The organism is Kitasatospora sp. NRRL B-11411 (genome assembly GCF_000721345.1).
Lineage (GTDB): Bacteria > Actinomycetota > Actinomycetes > Streptomycetales > Streptomycetaceae > Kitasatospora > Kitasatospora cineracea.
In genome coordinates this window covers 88513-104752 of the sequence record NZ_JOGH01000016.1, presented here as the reverse complement: position 1 = coordinate 104752, position 16240 = coordinate 88513, and the positions used below count along the sequence as shown (strand labels likewise).

At 74.4% G+C, this 16240-nt stretch carries 18 protein-coding genes and 1 pseudogene; 9 read left to right on the top strand and 10 right to left on the bottom strand.

Annotated features, from left to right (window positions below; genetic code table 11):
- The 5 genes and pseudogenes from IH44_RS0110980 to IH44_RS0110960 all read left to right on the top strand — a co-directional run.
- Nucleotides 1-256 (top strand): annotated as a pseudogene (locus IH44_RS0110980) (hypothetical protein); the annotation flags it as partial.
- A 158-nt stretch (nt 257-414) separates the two neighbouring features.
- The gene (locus tag IH44_RS0110975) at nt 415-1653 is read left to right on the top strand and encodes an MFS transporter (protein WP_030459279.1); all 1239 of its coding nucleotides are present in this window, start codon (nt 415-417) and stop codon (nt 1651-1653) included.
- A 159-nt stretch (nt 1654-1812) separates the two neighbouring features.
- Complete coding sequence (locus IH44_RS0110970; RefSeq protein WP_030459278.1) at nt 1813-2208, top strand: YciI family protein; 396 nt, start codon at nt 1813-1815, stop codon at nt 2206-2208.
- Between the two features lie 83 nt (nt 2209-2291).
- The gene (locus tag IH44_RS0110965; RefSeq protein WP_030459277.1) at nt 2292-2525 is read left to right on the top strand and encodes a hypothetical protein; all 234 of its coding nucleotides are present in this window, start codon (nt 2292-2294) and stop codon (nt 2523-2525) included.
- Between the two features lie 163 nt (nt 2526-2688).
- Nucleotides 2689-3597, top strand: coding sequence for an alpha/beta hydrolase (locus tag IH44_RS0110960; protein WP_081966824.1), 909 nt, complete (start codon nt 2689-2691; stop codon nt 3595-3597).
- A gap of 106 nt (nt 3598-3703) precedes the next feature.
- Here IH44_RS0110960 and IH44_RS0110955 read toward each other — a convergent pair whose 3' ends face one another.
- Complete coding sequence (locus IH44_RS0110955; RefSeq protein ID WP_030459275.1) at nt 3704-3937, bottom strand: DUF5302 domain-containing protein; 234 nt, start codon at nt 3935-3937, stop codon at nt 3704-3706.
- Nucleotides 3938-4022: 85 nt separating this feature from the next.
- Nucleotides 4023-4154 carry a hypothetical protein gene (locus IH44_RS49065; RefSeq protein WP_255358057.1) on the bottom strand — a complete coding sequence of 44 codons (132 nt, stop codon included), beginning with the start codon at nt 4152-4154 and terminating at the stop codon, nt 4023-4025.
- 155 nt (nt 4155-4309) lie between these two features.
- Here IH44_RS49065 and IH44_RS0110945 point away from each other — a divergent pair, with 155 nt between their 5' ends.
- Nucleotides 4310-5131, top strand: coding sequence for a hypothetical protein (locus IH44_RS0110945; RefSeq protein ID WP_030459274.1), 822 nt, complete (start codon nt 4310-4312; stop codon nt 5129-5131).
- A gap of 7 nt (nt 5132-5138) precedes the next feature.
- Here the strand turns inward: IH44_RS0110945 and IH44_RS0110940 are convergent, their stop codons facing one another.
- Complete coding sequence (locus IH44_RS0110940) at nt 5139-5687, bottom strand: hypothetical protein (RefSeq protein ID WP_030459273.1); 549 nt, start codon at nt 5685-5687, stop codon at nt 5139-5141.
- Nucleotides 5688-5834: 147 nt separating this feature from the next.
- Here IH44_RS0110940 and IH44_RS0110935 point away from each other — a divergent pair, with 147 nt between their 5' ends.
- Nucleotides 5835-6695 carry a hypothetical protein gene (locus IH44_RS0110935; protein WP_030459272.1) on the top strand — a complete coding sequence of 287 codons (861 nt, stop codon included), beginning with the start codon at nt 5835-5837 and terminating at the stop codon, nt 6693-6695.
- 79 nt (nt 6696-6774) lie between these two features.
- Here IH44_RS0110935 and IH44_RS0110930 read toward each other — a convergent pair whose 3' ends face one another.
- The 7 genes from IH44_RS0110930 to IH44_RS0110900 all read right to left on the bottom strand — a co-directional run bounded on the left by IH44_RS0110930 (nt 6775) and on the right by IH44_RS0110900 (nt 12798).
- Entirely contained in the window at nt 6775-7962 is a 1188-nt protein-coding gene (locus IH44_RS0110930; protein WP_030459271.1) for a hypothetical protein, read from the bottom strand.
- Between the two features lie 173 nt (nt 7963-8135).
- The gene (locus tag IH44_RS0110925; RefSeq protein WP_157852258.1) at nt 8136-9008 is read right to left on the bottom strand and encodes a hypothetical protein; all 873 of its coding nucleotides are present in this window, start codon (nt 9006-9008) and stop codon (nt 8136-8138) included.
- A 73-nt stretch (nt 9009-9081) separates the two neighbouring features.
- Entirely contained in the window at nt 9082-9588 is a 507-nt protein-coding gene (locus tag IH44_RS0110920) for a SigE family RNA polymerase sigma factor (RefSeq protein WP_030459269.1), read from the bottom strand.
- A 133-nt stretch (nt 9589-9721) separates the two neighbouring features.
- Nucleotides 9722-10378 (bottom strand): bifunctional 2-polyprenyl-6-hydroxyphenol methylase/3-demethylubiquinol 3-O-methyltransferase UbiG, encoded by a 657-nt coding sequence (locus IH44_RS42610; protein ID WP_051816757.1) that lies wholly within the window; start codon nt 10376-10378, stop codon nt 9722-9724.
- An 85-nt stretch (nt 10379-10463) separates the two neighbouring features.
- Nucleotides 10464-11030, bottom strand: coding sequence for an excalibur calcium-binding domain-containing protein (locus IH44_RS47200; RefSeq protein ID WP_232794896.1), 567 nt, complete (start codon nt 11028-11030; stop codon nt 10464-10466).
- Nucleotides 11031-11208: 178 nt separating this feature from the next.
- Nucleotides 11209-12168, bottom strand: coding sequence for a pirin family protein (locus tag IH44_RS0110905; RefSeq protein ID WP_030459266.1), 960 nt, complete (start codon nt 12166-12168; stop codon nt 11209-11211).
- 141 nt (nt 12169-12309) lie between these two features.
- A complete protein-coding gene (locus IH44_RS0110900) occupies nt 12310-12798 on the bottom strand; it encodes an SseB family protein (protein ID WP_030459265.1) in 489 nt (162 codons plus the stop codon).
- A gap of 213 nt (nt 12799-13011) precedes the next feature.
- Between IH44_RS0110900 and IH44_RS0110895 the strand changes: the two genes are divergently transcribed.
- Nucleotides 13012-14679 carry an acyl-CoA dehydrogenase gene (locus IH44_RS0110895; protein WP_030459264.1) on the top strand — a complete coding sequence of 556 codons (1668 nt, stop codon included), beginning with the start codon at nt 13012-13014 and terminating at the stop codon, nt 14677-14679.
- 239 nt (nt 14680-14918) lie between these two features.
- Entirely contained in the window at nt 14919-16220 is a 1302-nt protein-coding gene (locus IH44_RS0110890; protein WP_030459263.1) for a M18 family aminopeptidase, read from the top strand.
- Nucleotides 16221-16240 lie beyond the last annotated feature (20 nt).

The following is a 16240-nucleotide window of genomic DNA, read 5'->3' as shown; positions in this document are numbered from 1 at the left end:
GTGTAAAAGAGACAGGGACCGCCCCGCCCCCTACGACACCCACGTGCTGCCCCCGCTGCGTCCCGCCCTGCCGGTCCCCGCCGCCGACACCCTCCCCGACCTGGACGCCGAGTGCGGCCGCGGCCTGTTCCTGATCCACGCCCTGGCCGACCGGGTCCAGCTGCGCACCCACCCGCTGCGCGGCGCCACCGTCAGCTTCGACAAGGTCCTCACCCCGGGCCCGGCCGCCGCCGCGCTGCTGCGCACCGCCTCCTGACCCGGCGGCGGGCCGCCCGTTCGTGCCCGGCCCCGCCTCGTCCCGGCCTCTTCCCGGTCTCGTCCCCGCCTCGTTCCCGGGCGTCTCACGCTCCGAAACCCGCTGGCGGAGCGTCCGCCGCCTCCGGCTAAGGTCTAGACCTTCCATCGGAGGGGACCATGACCACCACAGCCGCGGAGCCGGCCTCCGCAACCCGTCGCGCGCTGTCCCGGATGGGCAACGCCCTCCAGGGGCGGGACTTCCGCATCTGGTTCTACGGCCAGCTGACGTCCGCGTCCGGCGGGCTCGCGCAGGGCGTCGCCATGTCCTGGATGATCCTCGAACTCACCCACAACGCCGTCTGGTTGACCGTCCAGACGGCCTGCGCCTGGGGCCCGACGCTGCTCCTCGGCCCGTGGGCCGGCGCGCTGGTCGACCGCTCGGACCGGCGCCGCCTGCTGATGGTCACCCAGAGCCTGATGATGGCCGTCAGCGTGCTCCTGGCACTGATCGCCGCCTTCGGCGGGATCCGGCTGTGGGTGCTGCTGGTGCTCGCCACCTGCACCGGGCTGATCACCACCGTCGACTCCCCGGCCCGGCAGGTCTTCGTGGTCGACCTGGTCGGCTCCGGAGCGGTGGCCAGCGCCGTCGGCCTCTGGGAGGTCGCGCTCAACGCCTCCCGGGTGATCGGCCCCAGCATCGCCGGCGCGCTGCTCGCCACCAGCGGCCCCGCGTTCTGCTTCGCCTTCAACGCGCTCGCCTACACCGCTCCGATGATCGCCCTGATCAAGCTCCGCCCGGCCGGCGGCGCCCCGCGCCGCGAACCGGCCGGCGGGCCGAAGGCCAAGGCCCGCGAGGGGCTCTCCTACGCCTGGCGCTCCCCGCTCATCCGCGGCCTGCTGCCGATGTCCGCCGCCAGCGGCCTGATCTTCGCCATGGGACTCACCCTCCCGCCGCTGGTCAGCTACGCCCTGCACCGCGGCGGCGGCGGGTACGGCCTGCTGATGGCCGCGTTCGGCGTCGGCGGCCTGCCCGGCGCGCTGCTGGCCGCCGCCGCGCCCGAACCCACCCCGCGCCGGGTGCGCACCCTGGCGCTGGCCACCTCGGTGGCGATCCTGGCCACCGCGCTCTCGCCGAACATCTACGTCGCGGTGGTCGGCCTGGCCGCCGTCGGCCTCACCTCGATCTGGTTCATCGCCACCGCCAACACCCTGGCCCAGCTGCGCTCCGCCCCCGAGATGCGCGGCCGGGTGATGTCCCTGTGGGGCAGCGCGATGACCGGCACCCTCCCGCTCACCGGCCTCGCCGTCACCTTCGTCGCCCAGCACGTCGACGCCCGGATCGGCTTCTCGCTCTCCGGCGCCGCCCTGCTGCTGGCCACCCTGGCGGCCTGGCGGGCGCTGCGCCCGGCCGACTGACCCGGGCCCGGGTCCGGGCCGGGTCCACAACGGATTCAGAGCGGATTCAGAGCGGGTCCGGACCGGGTCCGGACCGGACCGAGCCGGGATGTCGAGAACGGCGGCCCGGCTCCGACCCAGGTGCGGAAGACCGCGAACCGCACCGTGAGGAGCCCCGCCGTGGCGTACCTGCTGCAACTGCACTTCAGCCAACTCGACACCGCCGTCCCGCCGATCCCGACCTGGGAGGCCGCGGCGGTCGCCGAGCACGTCGGGTACATGCGGCGGGCGGTGGCCGAACTGACCGCCGGCGGCGAGCTGCTGGAGGCCCGCGGCCTGGCGATGCCGGAGACCGCCCGGATCGTCCGGGCCACCGGCGGGGCGCCCGCCGTCAGCGGCGGGCCGTTCCCGGACGGCAAGGAGTTCCTGTTCGGCTGGTGGCTGGTCGACTGCCCGCCGGAGCGGGCGGTCGAGCTCGCGGCCCGGCTCTCCGCCGCGCCCGGGCCCGACGGGAAGCCGATGAACATGCCGGTCGAGGTCCGCGAGGTGCTGCCGGAACCCCCGGCCGAGGGCTGAGCGGGCCGGTCCGGGCCGGTCGCGCCGCGGGCCGCTCGCGGCGCGAATTGCCGGGCCGGTCCGGGCGGCGGACCATGGTGATCATGAATCACCAGATGCGCGCCGAGACCGACCCGACCGGTGCCACGGACTCCGTGGTCAGCTGGCACATCGTCCGCGACGCGAACCTCGTCGCCCTGTGCGGCAAGGAACTCGTCGACGGCGCCCCCGTCCAGGACGCCGCCCGCTGGACCCTGGACCCCGACCACAACTGCCACACCTGCGGGGCGCTCTTCCTCCGCGAGACCCCGTACCTCCCGGACGAGCACACCGGCTGACGGCGGCCCCGGCGGGCGCCTCGACCCGTCCCGCCACGGCCGGACGCTGCGGACCGCCCGCCGCCTGCTCGGCCGCCCCGCGACCGGATGACCGACCCCCCTCGGGCCGGGCCGCCGCCCGTCCCTCCAAGACTGTACGAACGGTCGCGCTAATATCTGGCCCATGGCAGCTACCGCACTCGTGCGCACCGCGCTGAACGCCACCTCCCGGATCGCCACCGCCCCGCCCGGCCGGGTGGCCTTCGAACTCTTCCGGAACCCGCTCCTGCGCGGCCGGGTCCGCCCCGCCGAACGCGCCCTGCACGAGCGCGCCACCACCGGGGAACTGGTGGTCAACGGCAAGCGGGCGCGGGTCTACCACTGGGGCGACGGCCGCCGCCCGGTGCTGCTGGTGCACGGCTGGCGCTCCCGGGCGTCCCGCTTCACCCCGTACGTGCGCGGGCTACTCGACCTCGGGCTGAGCCCGGTCGCCTTCGACGCGCCCGGCCACGGCGACTCCGCGGGGCGGGCCACCACGATCCTGGAGTACCGCGAGCTGATCGGCCGGCTCGCCGAACGGCACGGCCCGTTCGAGGGCGCCGTCGCGCACTCCTTCGGCACCTGCTGCACCCTGCTGGCGATGGCCGAGGGCGTCCCCGTCGGGCGCCTGGTCGCCGTCGCCGGAGTCGCCGAATTCGCCTACCTGGTGGACGGGTTCAGCACCGTCCTGGGCCTGAACGACCGCCTCCGGGCGGACCTCGTCCGGCGGATCGAACGCGTCCTGCTGCCCGGCGCCGGGGACATCTGGCAGCGCTTCGACGCCACCCGCCGCCCCGAACTGGTCACCGCGCCGATCCTGGTGGTGCACGACGAGGACGACGACGTCGTCCCGCTCCGCCAGGCGCACCTGCTGCGGGCCGCGTACGGCGAGCGGCAGCTGCGCCTGCTCACCACCCGGGGCCTGGGCCACAGCCGGGTGCTGGTCGAACCGGCGGTGGTCGACAACGCGCTGGCCTTCCTCACCGCACCGCGGCCGCCGGCGCTGGAACTCGCCCGGGTGCCGGCCGGTCCCGCCGCGCCGCCGGCCGCCTGACGGGGCGTCGGAAGGACGTGACGGGGCGTCGGGAACGCCGGACGGCCGGCCCCGCGCGGTGGGCGCGGGACCGGCCGTCCGGGACTTCCGGCGGGCGGACGGCCGCTCAGCCGCCGCTCTTGCGGCGGAAGGTGCGCTTGCCGCCGGCCGCGCCGTGGGCGCCGTGGATCTTCGAGTCGCCGCCGGGGCCGCCGGCCGAGCCGCGGTTCCCGTTGCCCTTGCGCTGCAGCGCGGCCAGGAACTTGGCCTTCTGGTCCTCCGGGGCGGCCTCGGTGCCGGCGCCGGCGTCGGTGGCGGCCTCCGGCGCGGGCTCGGCGGCCGGGGGGGTGTCGCTGCTCATTCGGGACCTCCTGGACGGGAGCGGGTGTACTAGGAGCACACCCTGCCATGCCGACCGGGGGTGCTGTCAGCCGATATCGCCCCCGTCAGCCCCGGCGCGCCGCGCCGTGCGGGTGCGTCCGCTCGTCGCGGTACTGCAGGCCGCCCATCATGAACAGCAGGGTGAGGACCGGGAAGCCGATCGAGGCGATCACCAGGACGAAGAACTGCCAGACCATGGGGTGCTCCTGTTGCCGGGGCCGGCGGCCGGGGGCCGGGCCGGGGACACTGCGACTGATTGGCATACCTTTGCACCATTATGTCCGAATCATCCGCGAAGGGATCACGGTCGCCCCCCTGTTCGGGGCCGGGCCCCGGCCGCAGACTGGTGGGCATGCGGGTAGAGCTGGCAGTCGACGCGCGCCGCCCCGACCGGGCCAACGAGGACTTCGCGGCCGCCACCCCGGAGGCCCTGGTCCTCCTGGACGGCTCCAGCGCCCCGGACACCCTCCGGTCCGGCTGCACCCACGGCATCGCCTGGTACGTCCGCCGCCTCGGCGTCCACCTGCTCGCCAGGCTCACCGACCGCACCGACCGCCCGATGGCCGACTGCCTGGCCGACGCCATCGCCGAGACCGCCGCCCTGCACGGCGGCACCTGCGACCTCGCCAACCCGGCCACCCCCGCCGCCATGGTGGTCGCCGCCCGGCTGCGCGGCGACACCCTGGAGTACCTGGCGCTCGGCGACTCCCTGCTGGTGCTCCACCTCAAGGACGGCCCGCCCCGGGTGATCGGCGACAACCAGCGCTTCCCCGGCGGCGAGGCGCTGCGCCGCCAGATCTGGTCCACCGTCCCGGGCACCGCCGAACGCGCCGCGCTCTACCTGCGGTACGCGATCGCCGTCCGGGCCGCCCGCAACACCGGCCGCGGCCCGTGGATCGCCGCCGCCACCCCGCACGCCGCCCAGCACGCCGAGACCGGCGCCGTCGCCCGCACCGACCTGCACGGCGTGGCCGCCCTCTCCGACGGCGCCGCCCGCTACACCGACCGCCTGGAACTCGGCAGTTGGGCCGACGCCCTCCGCCTGCTCGCGGAGGACGGCCCCGCCGAACTGATCGCCCAGGTCCGGGCCGCCGAACGCAGCGACGCCGCCTGCCTGCGCTGGCCCCGCGGCAAGGCCCACGACGACGCCGCCGCGCTCTACGCCCGGCTCTGACCGGCCGTCAGTCCCGGCCGTCCGCCACGAACACCGCCCGCCGCGCCGACCCGTCCGGCGCGGTGTACCCGGCCACCACCTCGCCCGCCGCGGGCTCCCCGGCCGGCTCCAGCACCCGGCGCACCACCGGCACGGCCCCGGCCGCCACCGGCGCCACCGCCACGCCCTCGTCCACCGTGTCGCTCTCGCTCTGCATCTGCGGCACCGCCTCCCCGTGCAGCAGCCGCGCCAACTGCTCCCGCACCACCGGGTCCTGCGCCCCGTCGTAGAACCAGCGCTTGCCCAGCACCCCGTGCTCCGCCGTCCCGATCAGCGCCCCCGCCGGCGCCCCCTCCAGCGGAGCCGCCCGGTACGCCATCGGCACCAGGTAGGCGTCCCGTCCGTCCGCCACCACCATCAGCTCGATCCCCACCTCGCCCGCCGGGTCGTCCAGCCGGAACCCGCCGGCCCGCACCAGCTCCCCGCCGCCCGCCCGGAACCACTCCTGCTCCGGCAGCCACCCCGCGAGCAGCTCCAGCTTGCCCGGCTCCAAAGTGGTGCGGTGAATCGTCGCCATGCCGTCCTCCGGTTCGGTAGTTGACCGTCGCTCATCCCCAACTCCCCGCCCCGCGCCCCCGATTCCCCACCGCCCGATCCTCACCCCCTCAATCCGCGCACCCCCGGGCGGTAGCGTGGCGGTCGGAACGGACCAGGGGAGGACGGCGTGGGGATCAAGCAGGTCGGCGAGGGGGCCGGGCGGCGGGCCGGGGCCGCGCTGGGGTCGGTGTCGGGGGCCGTGACGGGGGCGGTGGCCTCGGCCCGGGCCAGGGCCGGTTCGGACTGGGCGCGGCGGGCGCTGGAGACGCACCCGAAGCCGGGAGTGCCGCTGACGGAGGAGTGGGAGGTCTCGCTGGCCGGGCTGGTCGGCCGGCTCCCGCACGTCCCGGGCCCGGCGGTGCGGCTGCTGCACCTGCTGGACGGCCTCGGCCAGGTCGCGGTCGGCCCCGAGGAGCTCGGCTTCGACGGGGAGTCGGTGGCCTGGGGCAAGGTGCTGGAGATCCGCTGCCACAGCACCGTCGACCTGCTGCCGGACGTGGTGGTCGAGCGCGAGGTGGACCGGATCCGCGAGTTCCTGCCGCCCGTCCCCGGCCGCAAGTGGCTGGTCACCAGGGCCGCCGAGGCGCTGCTCACCGTCGCGCTGGCGGCGACCGCCGCCGCCCAGCGGCAGGAGCGCTCGCTGCCCTGCGAGATCGTCGCCAAGAACCTGATCGGCCGTCCGAAGAACCTGGCCGGCGGCCTGTTCGCGGCCTCCGCGCTCACCCTGATCCCGGAGGCGGGCGAGGCGGTGCTGGCCGCGGCCCGCGAACGCGGCATCCCGGTCACCGTCGTCGACGACCCGATGACCGGCCTGCACGCCGAGCGCGCCGCCCAGCTCCGCGGCGCCACCGACCGCCTCACCGAGGCGCTGCGCCGCCTGCGCGCCGCCGACCCCGGAGCCGAGTCCGGGCCCGGCCCGGACAAGGCCGCGGCGGGCGCCACCGTGCTGGCCGAACTCGACCTGCCGCCCGCCGCGGATCCGATCTGAAGGCCGGTCAACTTCCTTCCACCACAAGGGAGGCCGTGCCGGTGGACACCGCCGTCCCCGGCCCGGCGGGACCGGTCGGTCAGCGGGTCACGGAGAAGGGCAGCTGCACGCGCTCGTCCGCCGGGCCGTCGTAGTCGGTGCCGACGACGGTCAGCCGGCCCGCGACGTTCACGATGCCGCTGGGGCGGCGTCCGCCGGCGGTGATGCTCTGCGGGACGTCCAGCGGTTCCCAGCCGCGGTGGGTCAGGCGGGCGCCGGTCGGCCGGTAGACGCCGCCGGTGCCGGCCGCTCCGACCACGGCCACCCCGTCCTGGGTGCGGGTGAGGCCGTAGAGCCGGCCCGCGTCGATGCCGGTCTCCTGGTACGTCCAGCGGTGGCCGTCGTAGTGGGCGACGGTCGGCTTGTCGTGGTGGGACGGGCCGATCTCGGCGCCCGCCGCCCAGATGTCGTTCGGGCCGAGTGCGAGCAGTTCGGTGAGTTCGCCGGGGCGGGTGTCCAGGTCGGGCGTGGCGGCCTCGGTCCAGGAGCGGCCGTCGTAGTGCAGCAGCAGCGGGCGCGGCCAGCCGTCCTCGTTGCCGACGTTGCCGGAGGCCCAGATGTCGGTGGGGCTGTTGGCGACGACGGCGGAGAGCGTCCAGTAGTCGGTGCCGAGGTCGGGGGTCGGCGCCGACTGCCAGGTCCTGCCGTCCCAGTGGTCGATGACGCCGTAGAAGGTCAGGTAGTCGTCCGGCTGGTAGTAGCCGACCGCCCACACGTCGTTCGGGTCGCCGGCCGTCGCGAACCCGGTGAGCCCGCCGCCCATGGCGTGAGCGTTCAGCGGCGCCTCCCCGGTCTGCCACTGCCCGGCGCGGTACCGGCTGACCGGGGTGGTGGTGCCCTGTCCGCTGCCGGTCACCCAGGTGCCGCCGGAGCCGTCGGAGCCGGCGGTCCGCCCCCGCACGCCGTCCGGGAGGGCGAGTTCGCGCCAGGAGCCGTCGGCGCCGTCCCGGGTGTAGGCGATCCCGACCGAGGTCCGCTCCCGGCCCTGCCCGATCGTCCGGTTGCCGAGCGCCCAGGTGCTGTGGCCGCCGACCCGGACCGGCTGGTTGAGGGCGCCCTCGCCGGCCGGGAAGGCGTCCGTCCGCCAGGTCCGGGCGTTCGCGTCCTGTGTCTGGGCGTTCTGGACCTGCGCGCCCGTCGGGGGCACGGAGCGCGCGTTCGCGGGGGCGGCCGCGACCAGCAGGGCGGCGGCCAGCAGCAGGGTGGTCGTGGTGGTGCGCTGTTTCATCGGTGTCTCCTGCTTCGTCGGGTGTCGGCGGCCGTGGGCCCGCCTTGTGAGGCATGTGCATGACATAGCTGCGCCGTGGGCCGCCCGCCGTGGGCCGCCCACCGTGGGCCGCCCGCCGTGGGCCGCCCACCGCGGGCCGTCCGCCGGGCGCTCGGGGCGGTGCGCGCGGAGCCCTACTCCTCGTACGCGGGGCCGGAGAGCTGGGCTTCCTCCACCGGGTGCCGGTCGCCCTCGTCCAGCAGCGCCATGACCCGGGGCTGCTGGGCGAAGGCGACGACCTGGTCGACCGGCACCGGCGACGAGAGCCGGTTCTTCCCGTACGGCATGATCCCCACGTACACGTCGCTGCTGCCGAGCCGGAAGCTCACACTGGTGGAGGTCAGGCCGTCGCCGTCCACCGCCCGCCAGGTGGTGCCGGTGACGGTGTCGGTCACCCGGACCCGCTTGCAGACCGCGGTCTTGACCCGTACCTCCTGTCCGACCGGGGTGTTCGTGCAGGGTCCGTCCGGCGGGCCCCCGCCGGTGTGCGGGCGCACCGAGAGCCGCAGCAGCAGGTCGCCCCGCGGGGACTCCCCGAGGTAGTCGGAGACGTGGTCGCTGAGCAGGCTGATCGAGCCGACCTCCGCCGGCAGCAGGTCGTGCAGCACGTTGGCGCTGCGCTGCCGGAAGTCCTCGATCCGCAGCCGCTCGGCCTCCGGAACCGCCGGGCCGGAGGCCGAGGGGTCGGGCGACGCGGTCGGGACGACCGTCGTGGTCGGGAAGACCCGCGGGCCGGCGGCCGGCGCCGCGGCCATCTGCAGCGGCGCGGGCCCCGCGTCCCCGCCGCTCCCGCCGCCGGTGCCGGGGAGGGCGGCCAGCCCCGTCGCGGCCAGCGCCGCCGTGCACACCGCCGCCCCGCCGACCGCCAGCCGCGCCCGCAGCCGCCGCCGGCGGCCCTCCCGGACCGCCCCTGCCGTCAGCCCGGGCGGCTCGGCCAGCTCCTCGGTGGCCCGGCCCATCGCCTCCCGGACGAAGAGCGCCCCGGGCGCCCCTTCCTGCTCCTGCACGTCCATGCTCCTTCGCGGTGTGGTGTCTCGTTCTCGGCCCGCCGGGCCCGCGCACGGGCTCACGCGGGCGGGCTCACGCGGGTGCGTACGGGCTCGGCTCGCCCAGCTGCTCGCGGAGCCGGGCCAGCGCGCGCGAGCACTGGCTCTTGACCGTGCCGGTGCTGCACCCGAGCAGGTCGGCCACGGTCTCCACGCTCAGGTCCTCCCAGTACCGCAGGACGACCATCGCCCTTGCCCGGGACGGCAGTAGGTCCAGCGCGTGGAGCAGCGTCACCCGCAGGTCGGTGTCCCCGCCCGGGGGCGACTCCTCGGGCCGGGACGCCAGCATCCCGAGCCGCCGGGCCACCGCCCGCCGGCGCTGCTCGCCCAGGAACGTCCTGGTCAGCACCGTCCGGGCGTAGGCGTCGAGGTGCTCCATCCGGGACGCCCGCCGCCAGTGCGCGAACAGTTTGGCCAGCGTGGTCTGGGCGAGGTCCTCGGCCCGGTGGGTGTCCCCGCACAGCAGGTACGCCGTCCGGTACAGCCGCCGCCCGGATCCGGCCGCGTACTCCTCGAAGCTCAACTCGTCGTGTCCGCGCATCCGCCCCTCCGGCTGCTCACCCCTGTCACCCGTTCTCAATGCGCGGGCCCGCCGGAAGGTTGAGCCCGGAACGCGGAAAAGCCCGCCCGCGCCGTCCGGGGACGGTGCGGGCGGGCCCGGGCGCGGCCGGCGGCTACGCCCCGCGGCCGCCCGGGGCGTGGGCGAAGGCGTGCAGCCAGGTCAGGTCGCGGTGGCCGGGGCCGTAGCGCTCCGCCTCGTGGGAGCGTTCGACGGCCGCGACCCGGAAACCGGCGCCCTCCAGCAGGGCGGTGACGCCGGCCGCGGACTGGTAGCGGTAGAACCGGGACGCGTCGCTGCTGAAGCGCTCGACGACCTCCTCCTCGCCCTCGCCCTCCTTGAACCCGGCGAACAGCGCCCCGCCGGGCACCAGCACCCGGCGGAACCCGGCCAGCGCCGCGCTCACGTCGTGGTCCTTCAGGTGCAGCAGCGTGGCCTGGCACCAGATCCCGGCGAAGTGCCCGTCGGGGAAGTCCAGCCGGCGGGCGTCCATGACCCGGAACGGCAGCTCCGGGTGCCGCTCGGCGGCCCGGGCCACGAACGCGGCCGACAGGTCCACCCCCTGCGCCCGCAGCCCCCGCGCGGCGAGCAGCCCGGTGTCCCGCCCGAACGCGCAGCCGACGTCCAGCACCCGCCCGGCCCGGTCGGGCAGCATCCCGACGAACGCGTCCAGCTCGGCCTCCGGCAGCATCCCGGCGGTCGCCCGCTCGTAGCGCCCCGGATCCCGGTCGTACGCCCGGATGGTGCCGCTCAGGTAGTCGTCCTCCGGCATCCCGCCGCCCCTTCCCCCTGCCCCCGTCCGGACCGTCCGCCCGGCACCCCTCCGAACGCCCCCGCCCCCCGCCCGGTTCCGCCCGCTACTTCTCGCAGGCGATCCCGTCCCCGTCCCGGTCGAGCGCGGAGCGGTAGCCCGGCTCCCCGCGGTGCAGCGGCGCGGCGCCGGCGGCCTTCGCCTCGGTGCAGTTCTTGTAGTACGGCTCGGCCGGCGCACTGCTGGTCGCAGGTTCGGGCGTGGTCGTTTCGGGCGTCGGCGTCACCACGGCGGGCGGGCTCACGACGACCGTCGGCTCGCCCGCTGTTGGCGCCGGGCTCGGTGTCGGCGTCGGACCGGGGGTCGGCGTCGGGCTCGGTGACGGGAGCGCGCTCGACGTGCTGGGGCTGCCGCCGGGTGTCGGCGAAGGTGTGCTCCCGCTCGGGGTGGGGGCGTTCTTCCCCGTCAGCGGGCTGATGATCAGTGCGAGCAGCAGCATCGTCCAGAGCACGCACAGTACCGTCAGCAGAACCTGACCGCCCCGCCGCAGCCGGTGCGAGCGCCATACCAGGACCAGAGCGACCGGTGGCAGGAACACCAGCAAGGCGATCCGCCCCCACAGGCGCCCCGCGCTTCTTTTCCCCGGTTCGGGCGATGTCTCGTACGGGTCCACCGGTAATCCCTCGCTCGGTTCGGCGGCGTATGGGTCTGCACCCGTACCCGCGGTACCGGGCACACGCTGCCCTGCCTGAGCCGTCTCACCGGAACGGAGTCGCCTCCGGAGACGTCGAAGCCCGCGCCGTCCCTTCTGGGCAGGGTCCGGCGCGGGCTTGCGGGTGGTGCCGGACGGGTCAGTTCTCGTCGGCGGGGACGGTGCCGAGGCGGCCGGCCTGGAAGTCCTCCATGGCCTGCTGGAGCTCGCGGTGGCTGTTCATCACGAACGGGCCGTACCAGGCGACGGGCTCGCGGATCGGGAGGCCGCCGAGCAGGACGAACTCGAAGGTGGCGGAGCGCGAGTCCTGCTTCTCGTCGGCGCGGACGGTCAGGCTGTCGCCGTCGCCGAAGACCACGGCCTGGCCGGTGCGGAACGGCCGCCGCTCCTCGCCCGCCGAGCCGCTGCCGGCCAGACCGTACGCGAGGGCGTTGAAGTCCGCGCGCCAGGGCAGGGTGAGCTGCGCGCCGGGGGTGAGCGAGACGTGGGTCATGGTGATCGGCGTGTGGGTGGCGCCGGGCCCCTGGTGGCCGTCGACCTCGCCGGCGATGACGCGGATCAGCGCGCCGCCGTCCGCGGAGGTGAGCAGCTTGACGCTGCCGCCGCGGATGTCCTGGTACTTGGGGGTGATCATCTTGTCCGAGGCGGGCAGGTTGACCCACAGCTGCAGGCCGTGGAACAGGCCGCCGGACATCACCAGGGACTCCGGCGGGGTCTCGATGTGCAGCAGGCCGGAGCCGGCCGTCATCCACTGGGTGTCGCCGTCGGTGATGGTGCCGCCGCCGCCGTGCGAGTCACGGTGGATGAAGGTGCCGTCGATGATGTAGGTGACGGTCTCGAAGCCGCGGTGCGGGTGCCAGGGGGTGCCCTTGGGCTCGCCGGCCTCGTAGTCCACCTCGCCCATCTGGTCCATCATGATGAACGGGTCGAGGAACTTGGTGTTGATCTTGGCGAAGGCGCGGCGGACGGGGAAGCCCTCGCCCTCGTAGCCCTCGGGGGCGGTGGCCACGGTGAGGACCGGCCGGGCGGTGCTGTGCACCGGGTCGGGGGTGGTGACGCACGGCAGGGTCAGCGGGTTCTCGACGGTCACGGCGGGCATGTCGGCCTCCTTCGGCGGGTCTGTGGCCTGTGTCCACCACAGTAGTTCAATGCTCAACCACTCGCAAGGTTGAACGTTGAACTATTGGCCCGCATTCCCGCCCGGGAGGGGACGGGTGGGGAGGGACGGGGGCGGGGAGGGTCAGCCGTACATCCGGCGCATGGTGAAGTCCACCATCTGCTCGACCGCGCGGGCGTCGAACACCATCCGGTGCTCGCCCTCCATGTCGAGGGCGAAGCCGTACCCGGTGGGCAGCAGGTCGAGGACCTCGGCGCCGGTGACCGAGAAGTGCTTGGACTCCTTGCCCGCGTACCGCTTCAGCTCCTTGAGCGAGCTGAACATCGGGATCACCGGGGTCGGGGTGTTGTGCAGGGCCAGGAAGCCGGGGCGGTCGCCGCGCGGGCAGTACACCTTGGAGGTGATGAAGATGGCCTGGAAGTCCTCCACCGGCATCGCGCCGGTGGTGAAGGCGCGCACCGCGTCCGCCAGCGAGGGCGGCGAGGGTTCGGGGTAGAGCGACTGCTGGGCGGCCTGCGGGTCGCCGTACCCGGGGCCGGGCATGCCGGACATCCCCTGCTGCATCTGCTGCTGGTAGGGGTCCTGGTAGGCGCTCTGCTCGTAGCCGTACACGGGGACAAGGCTATCGGGCCGCGCCCCGCTTGGGGGCGGGTGATCCGCACAATCCCGGGCCGGGGGCCATTGTGGGACGTGACCACGTTCATACCCTGGTGACGTCCGGGGGCTTGAACAAGTTACCAACCGGTAGCATCATGGGGCGTACTGGTGGGTAAGCGGTGCGCCGGAAGCGGCCGCCCGTGGAGCAGACGAACCGGAGAAACGGTCATGGGTCACTACAAGTCCAACCTGCGGGACGTGGAGTTCAACCTCTTCGAGGTGTTCGGCCGCGACCAGGTGTACGGCACCGGTCCGTTCGCCGAGATGGACGTCGACACCGCGAAGAACATCCTCAGCGAGATCGCCCGGCTGGCCGAGAACGACCTCGCCGCCTCGTTCGTCGACGCCGACCGCAACCCGCCGGTGTTCGACCCGGAGACCAACACCGCTCCGATCCCGGAGACCTTCAAGAAGAGCTACCAGACCTTCATGGACGCCGAGTGGTGGCGCCTGGGCATCCCGGAGGGCATCGGCGGCCAGGTCACCCCGAACTCCCTGGTCTGGGCGTACGCGGAGCAGGTGCTCGGCTCCAACCCGGCGATCTGGATGTACTCCTCCGGCCCGGCCTTCGCCGGCGTCGTCCACGACGAGGGCACCGAGGAGCAGCAGAAGGTCGCCCAGCGCATGGTCGAGGGCCTGTGGGGCGCCACCATGGTGCTGACCGAGCCGGACGCCGGCTCCGACGTGGGCGCCGGCCGCACCAAGGCGGTCAAGCAGGAGGACGGCTCCTGGCACATCGAGGGCGTCAAGCGCTTCATCACCTCGGGCGAGCACGACATGTCCGAGAACATCATCCACCTGGTGCTGGCCCGCCCCGAGGGCGGCAAGCCGGGCACCAAGGGCCTGGGCCTGTACATCGTGCCGAAGTTCGACTTCGACTGGGAGACCGGCGAGCTCGGCGAGCGCAACGGCGTCTACGCCACCAACGTCGAGCACAAGATGGGCCTCAAGGCGTCCAACACCTGCGAGATGACCTTCGGCGCCAAGCACCCCGCCAAGGGCTGGCTGCTCGGCGAGACCGTCGACGGCATCCGCCAGATGTTCAAGATCATCGAGTTCGCCCGGATGATGGTCGGCACGAAGGCCATCGCCACCCTGTCCACCGGCTACCTGAACGCGCTGGAGTACGCCAAGGAGCGCGTGCAGGGCGCCGACCTCGCGCAGTTCATGGACAAGACCGCGCCGCGCGTCACCATCACCCACCACCCCGACGTGCGCCGCTCGCTGCTCACCCAGAAGGCGTACGCCGAGGGCATGCGCGCCCTGGTCCTCTACACCGCCTCGGTGCAGGACGACATGCTCGCCGCCCGCCTGCGCGGCAAGATCGACACCCTGTACGAGGGCACCACCGCCATCCAGGGCCAGGACTTCTTCTTCCGGAAGATCGTCAAGGACGGCGGCCAGGCGCTGACCGCCGTCAACGAGCAGATCACCAAGTTCCTCGCCACCGGCGAGGGCGGCGCCGAACTGGCCGCCGAGCGCGACCTGCTGGCCAAGGCCGCGGGCGACCTGGAGGCCATCGTCGGCAAGCTGATCGCCGACCTGTCGGCCGTCGAGGCCGACGTCAAGAACATGTACAAGGTGGGCCAGAACACCACCCGCCTGCTGCTGGTCTCCGGCGACGTGGTGGTCGGCTGGCTGCTGCTGCGCCAGGCCGCCGTCGCGCTGGCCAAGTTGGAGGCCGGCGCTTCCGAGAAGGACGTCCCGTTCTACCGGGGCAAGGTCGCCGCCGCGAAGCACTTCGCCCGCACCGTGCTGCCGACCACCGCCGCGCAGCGCCAGATCGCCGAGAACGTCGACAACGAGCTGATGGAGCTGGCCGAAGAGGCGTTCTGACCCGGCGTCCGGCACAGGACCGCCCGACCCACCCTCACCCCGCGGGGCCCGGTACTGCACCGGGCCCCGCGGTGTCGTTCCGGGCCCCGCGCGGCGCCCTCCGTGGCGTTGGGTCGCGGCCCGTTCACCGTTGTGTCACCGTTGCGGACTTGCCGCGGCCCTGTCCGTGTACGGGCATATGCTCAGGGGGCGGACCCGCAACCCCAACCGGCCCGTCCCGCCCTCTACCCAGGAGCAAAATGTCGACCGCCGCCCGAACGGCCCACTTCGACCGGAAGCACACGGACGACCTCATCGCCTTCCTCGCCTCCTCCCCCTCGCCGTACCACGCGGTGGCGAGCGCGGCCGAGCGGCTGGAGCGGGTCGGCTTCCGCCGGGTCAGCGAGACGGACGCCTGGGACGGCGGCAGCGGGGGCCGCTACCTGGTGCGCGGGGGCGCGCTGGTCGCCTGGTACGTGCCGGAGAACGCGACGGCCGCCACCCCCTACCGGGTGGTCGGCACCCACACCGACTCGCCGAACCTACGGGTCAAGCCCGTCCCCGACACCAGCTCGGCCGGCTGGCGGCAGGTCGCCGTGGAGATCTACGGCGGCGTCCCGCTCAACACCTGGCTCGACCGGGACCTCGGGCTCTCCGGCCGGCTCGCGCTGCGCGACGGCACCACCCGGCTGGTGCACCTGGACGAGCCGCTGCTGCGCGTCCCGCAGCTGGCCATCCACCTCGACCGCGGGGTCAACGACGGCCTCAAGCTCGACCGCCAGCGCCACCTGACGCCGATCTGGGGAATCGGCGGCACCACCGAGGGCGCCCTGCTCGAGTACGTCGCGGACAAGGCCGGCCTGGCCGCCGCCGACATCGCCGGCTGGGACCTGATGGCGCACGACGTGCAGCCGCCCGCCTACCTGGGCCGCGACCGCGAACTGCTGGCCGGGCCCCGGCTGGACAACCAGCTGTCCGTGCACGCCGCCACCGCCGCGCTGGCCGCCGTCGCCGAGGCCGGCGGCGACCTGCCGTACATCCCGGTGCTGGCCGCGTTCGACCACGAGGAGACCGGCAGCGAGTCCGACACCGGCGCGCAGAGCCCGCTGCTCGGCAACGTGCTGGAGCGCTCCTGCCACGCCCGCGGCGGCACCCTGGAGGACCGCGCCCGCGCGCTGGCCGGCACCGTCTGCCTGTCCTCCGACATGGGCCACGCCGTGCACCCCAACTACAGCGAGCGGCACGAGCCCGGCCACCACCCGATGCCCAACGGCGGCCCGATCCTCAAGGTCAACGTCAACAACCGGTACGCCACCGACGGGGTCGGCCGGGCGGTGTTCGCCGCCGCCTGCGAGAAGGCCGGCGTGCCGTGGCAGTCCTTCGTCTCCAACAACGCGATGCCCTGCGGCACCACGATCGGCCCGATCACCGCGGCCCGGCTCGGCATCACCACCGTGGACTGCGGCATCGCCGCGCTGTCCATGCACTCCGCCCGCGAGCTGTGCGGCGCCGAGGACCCGCACTACCTGGCGAGCGCGATCAAGGCCTTCCTGGAGGGCTGAGGCCCTACGGGGTGCGGGCC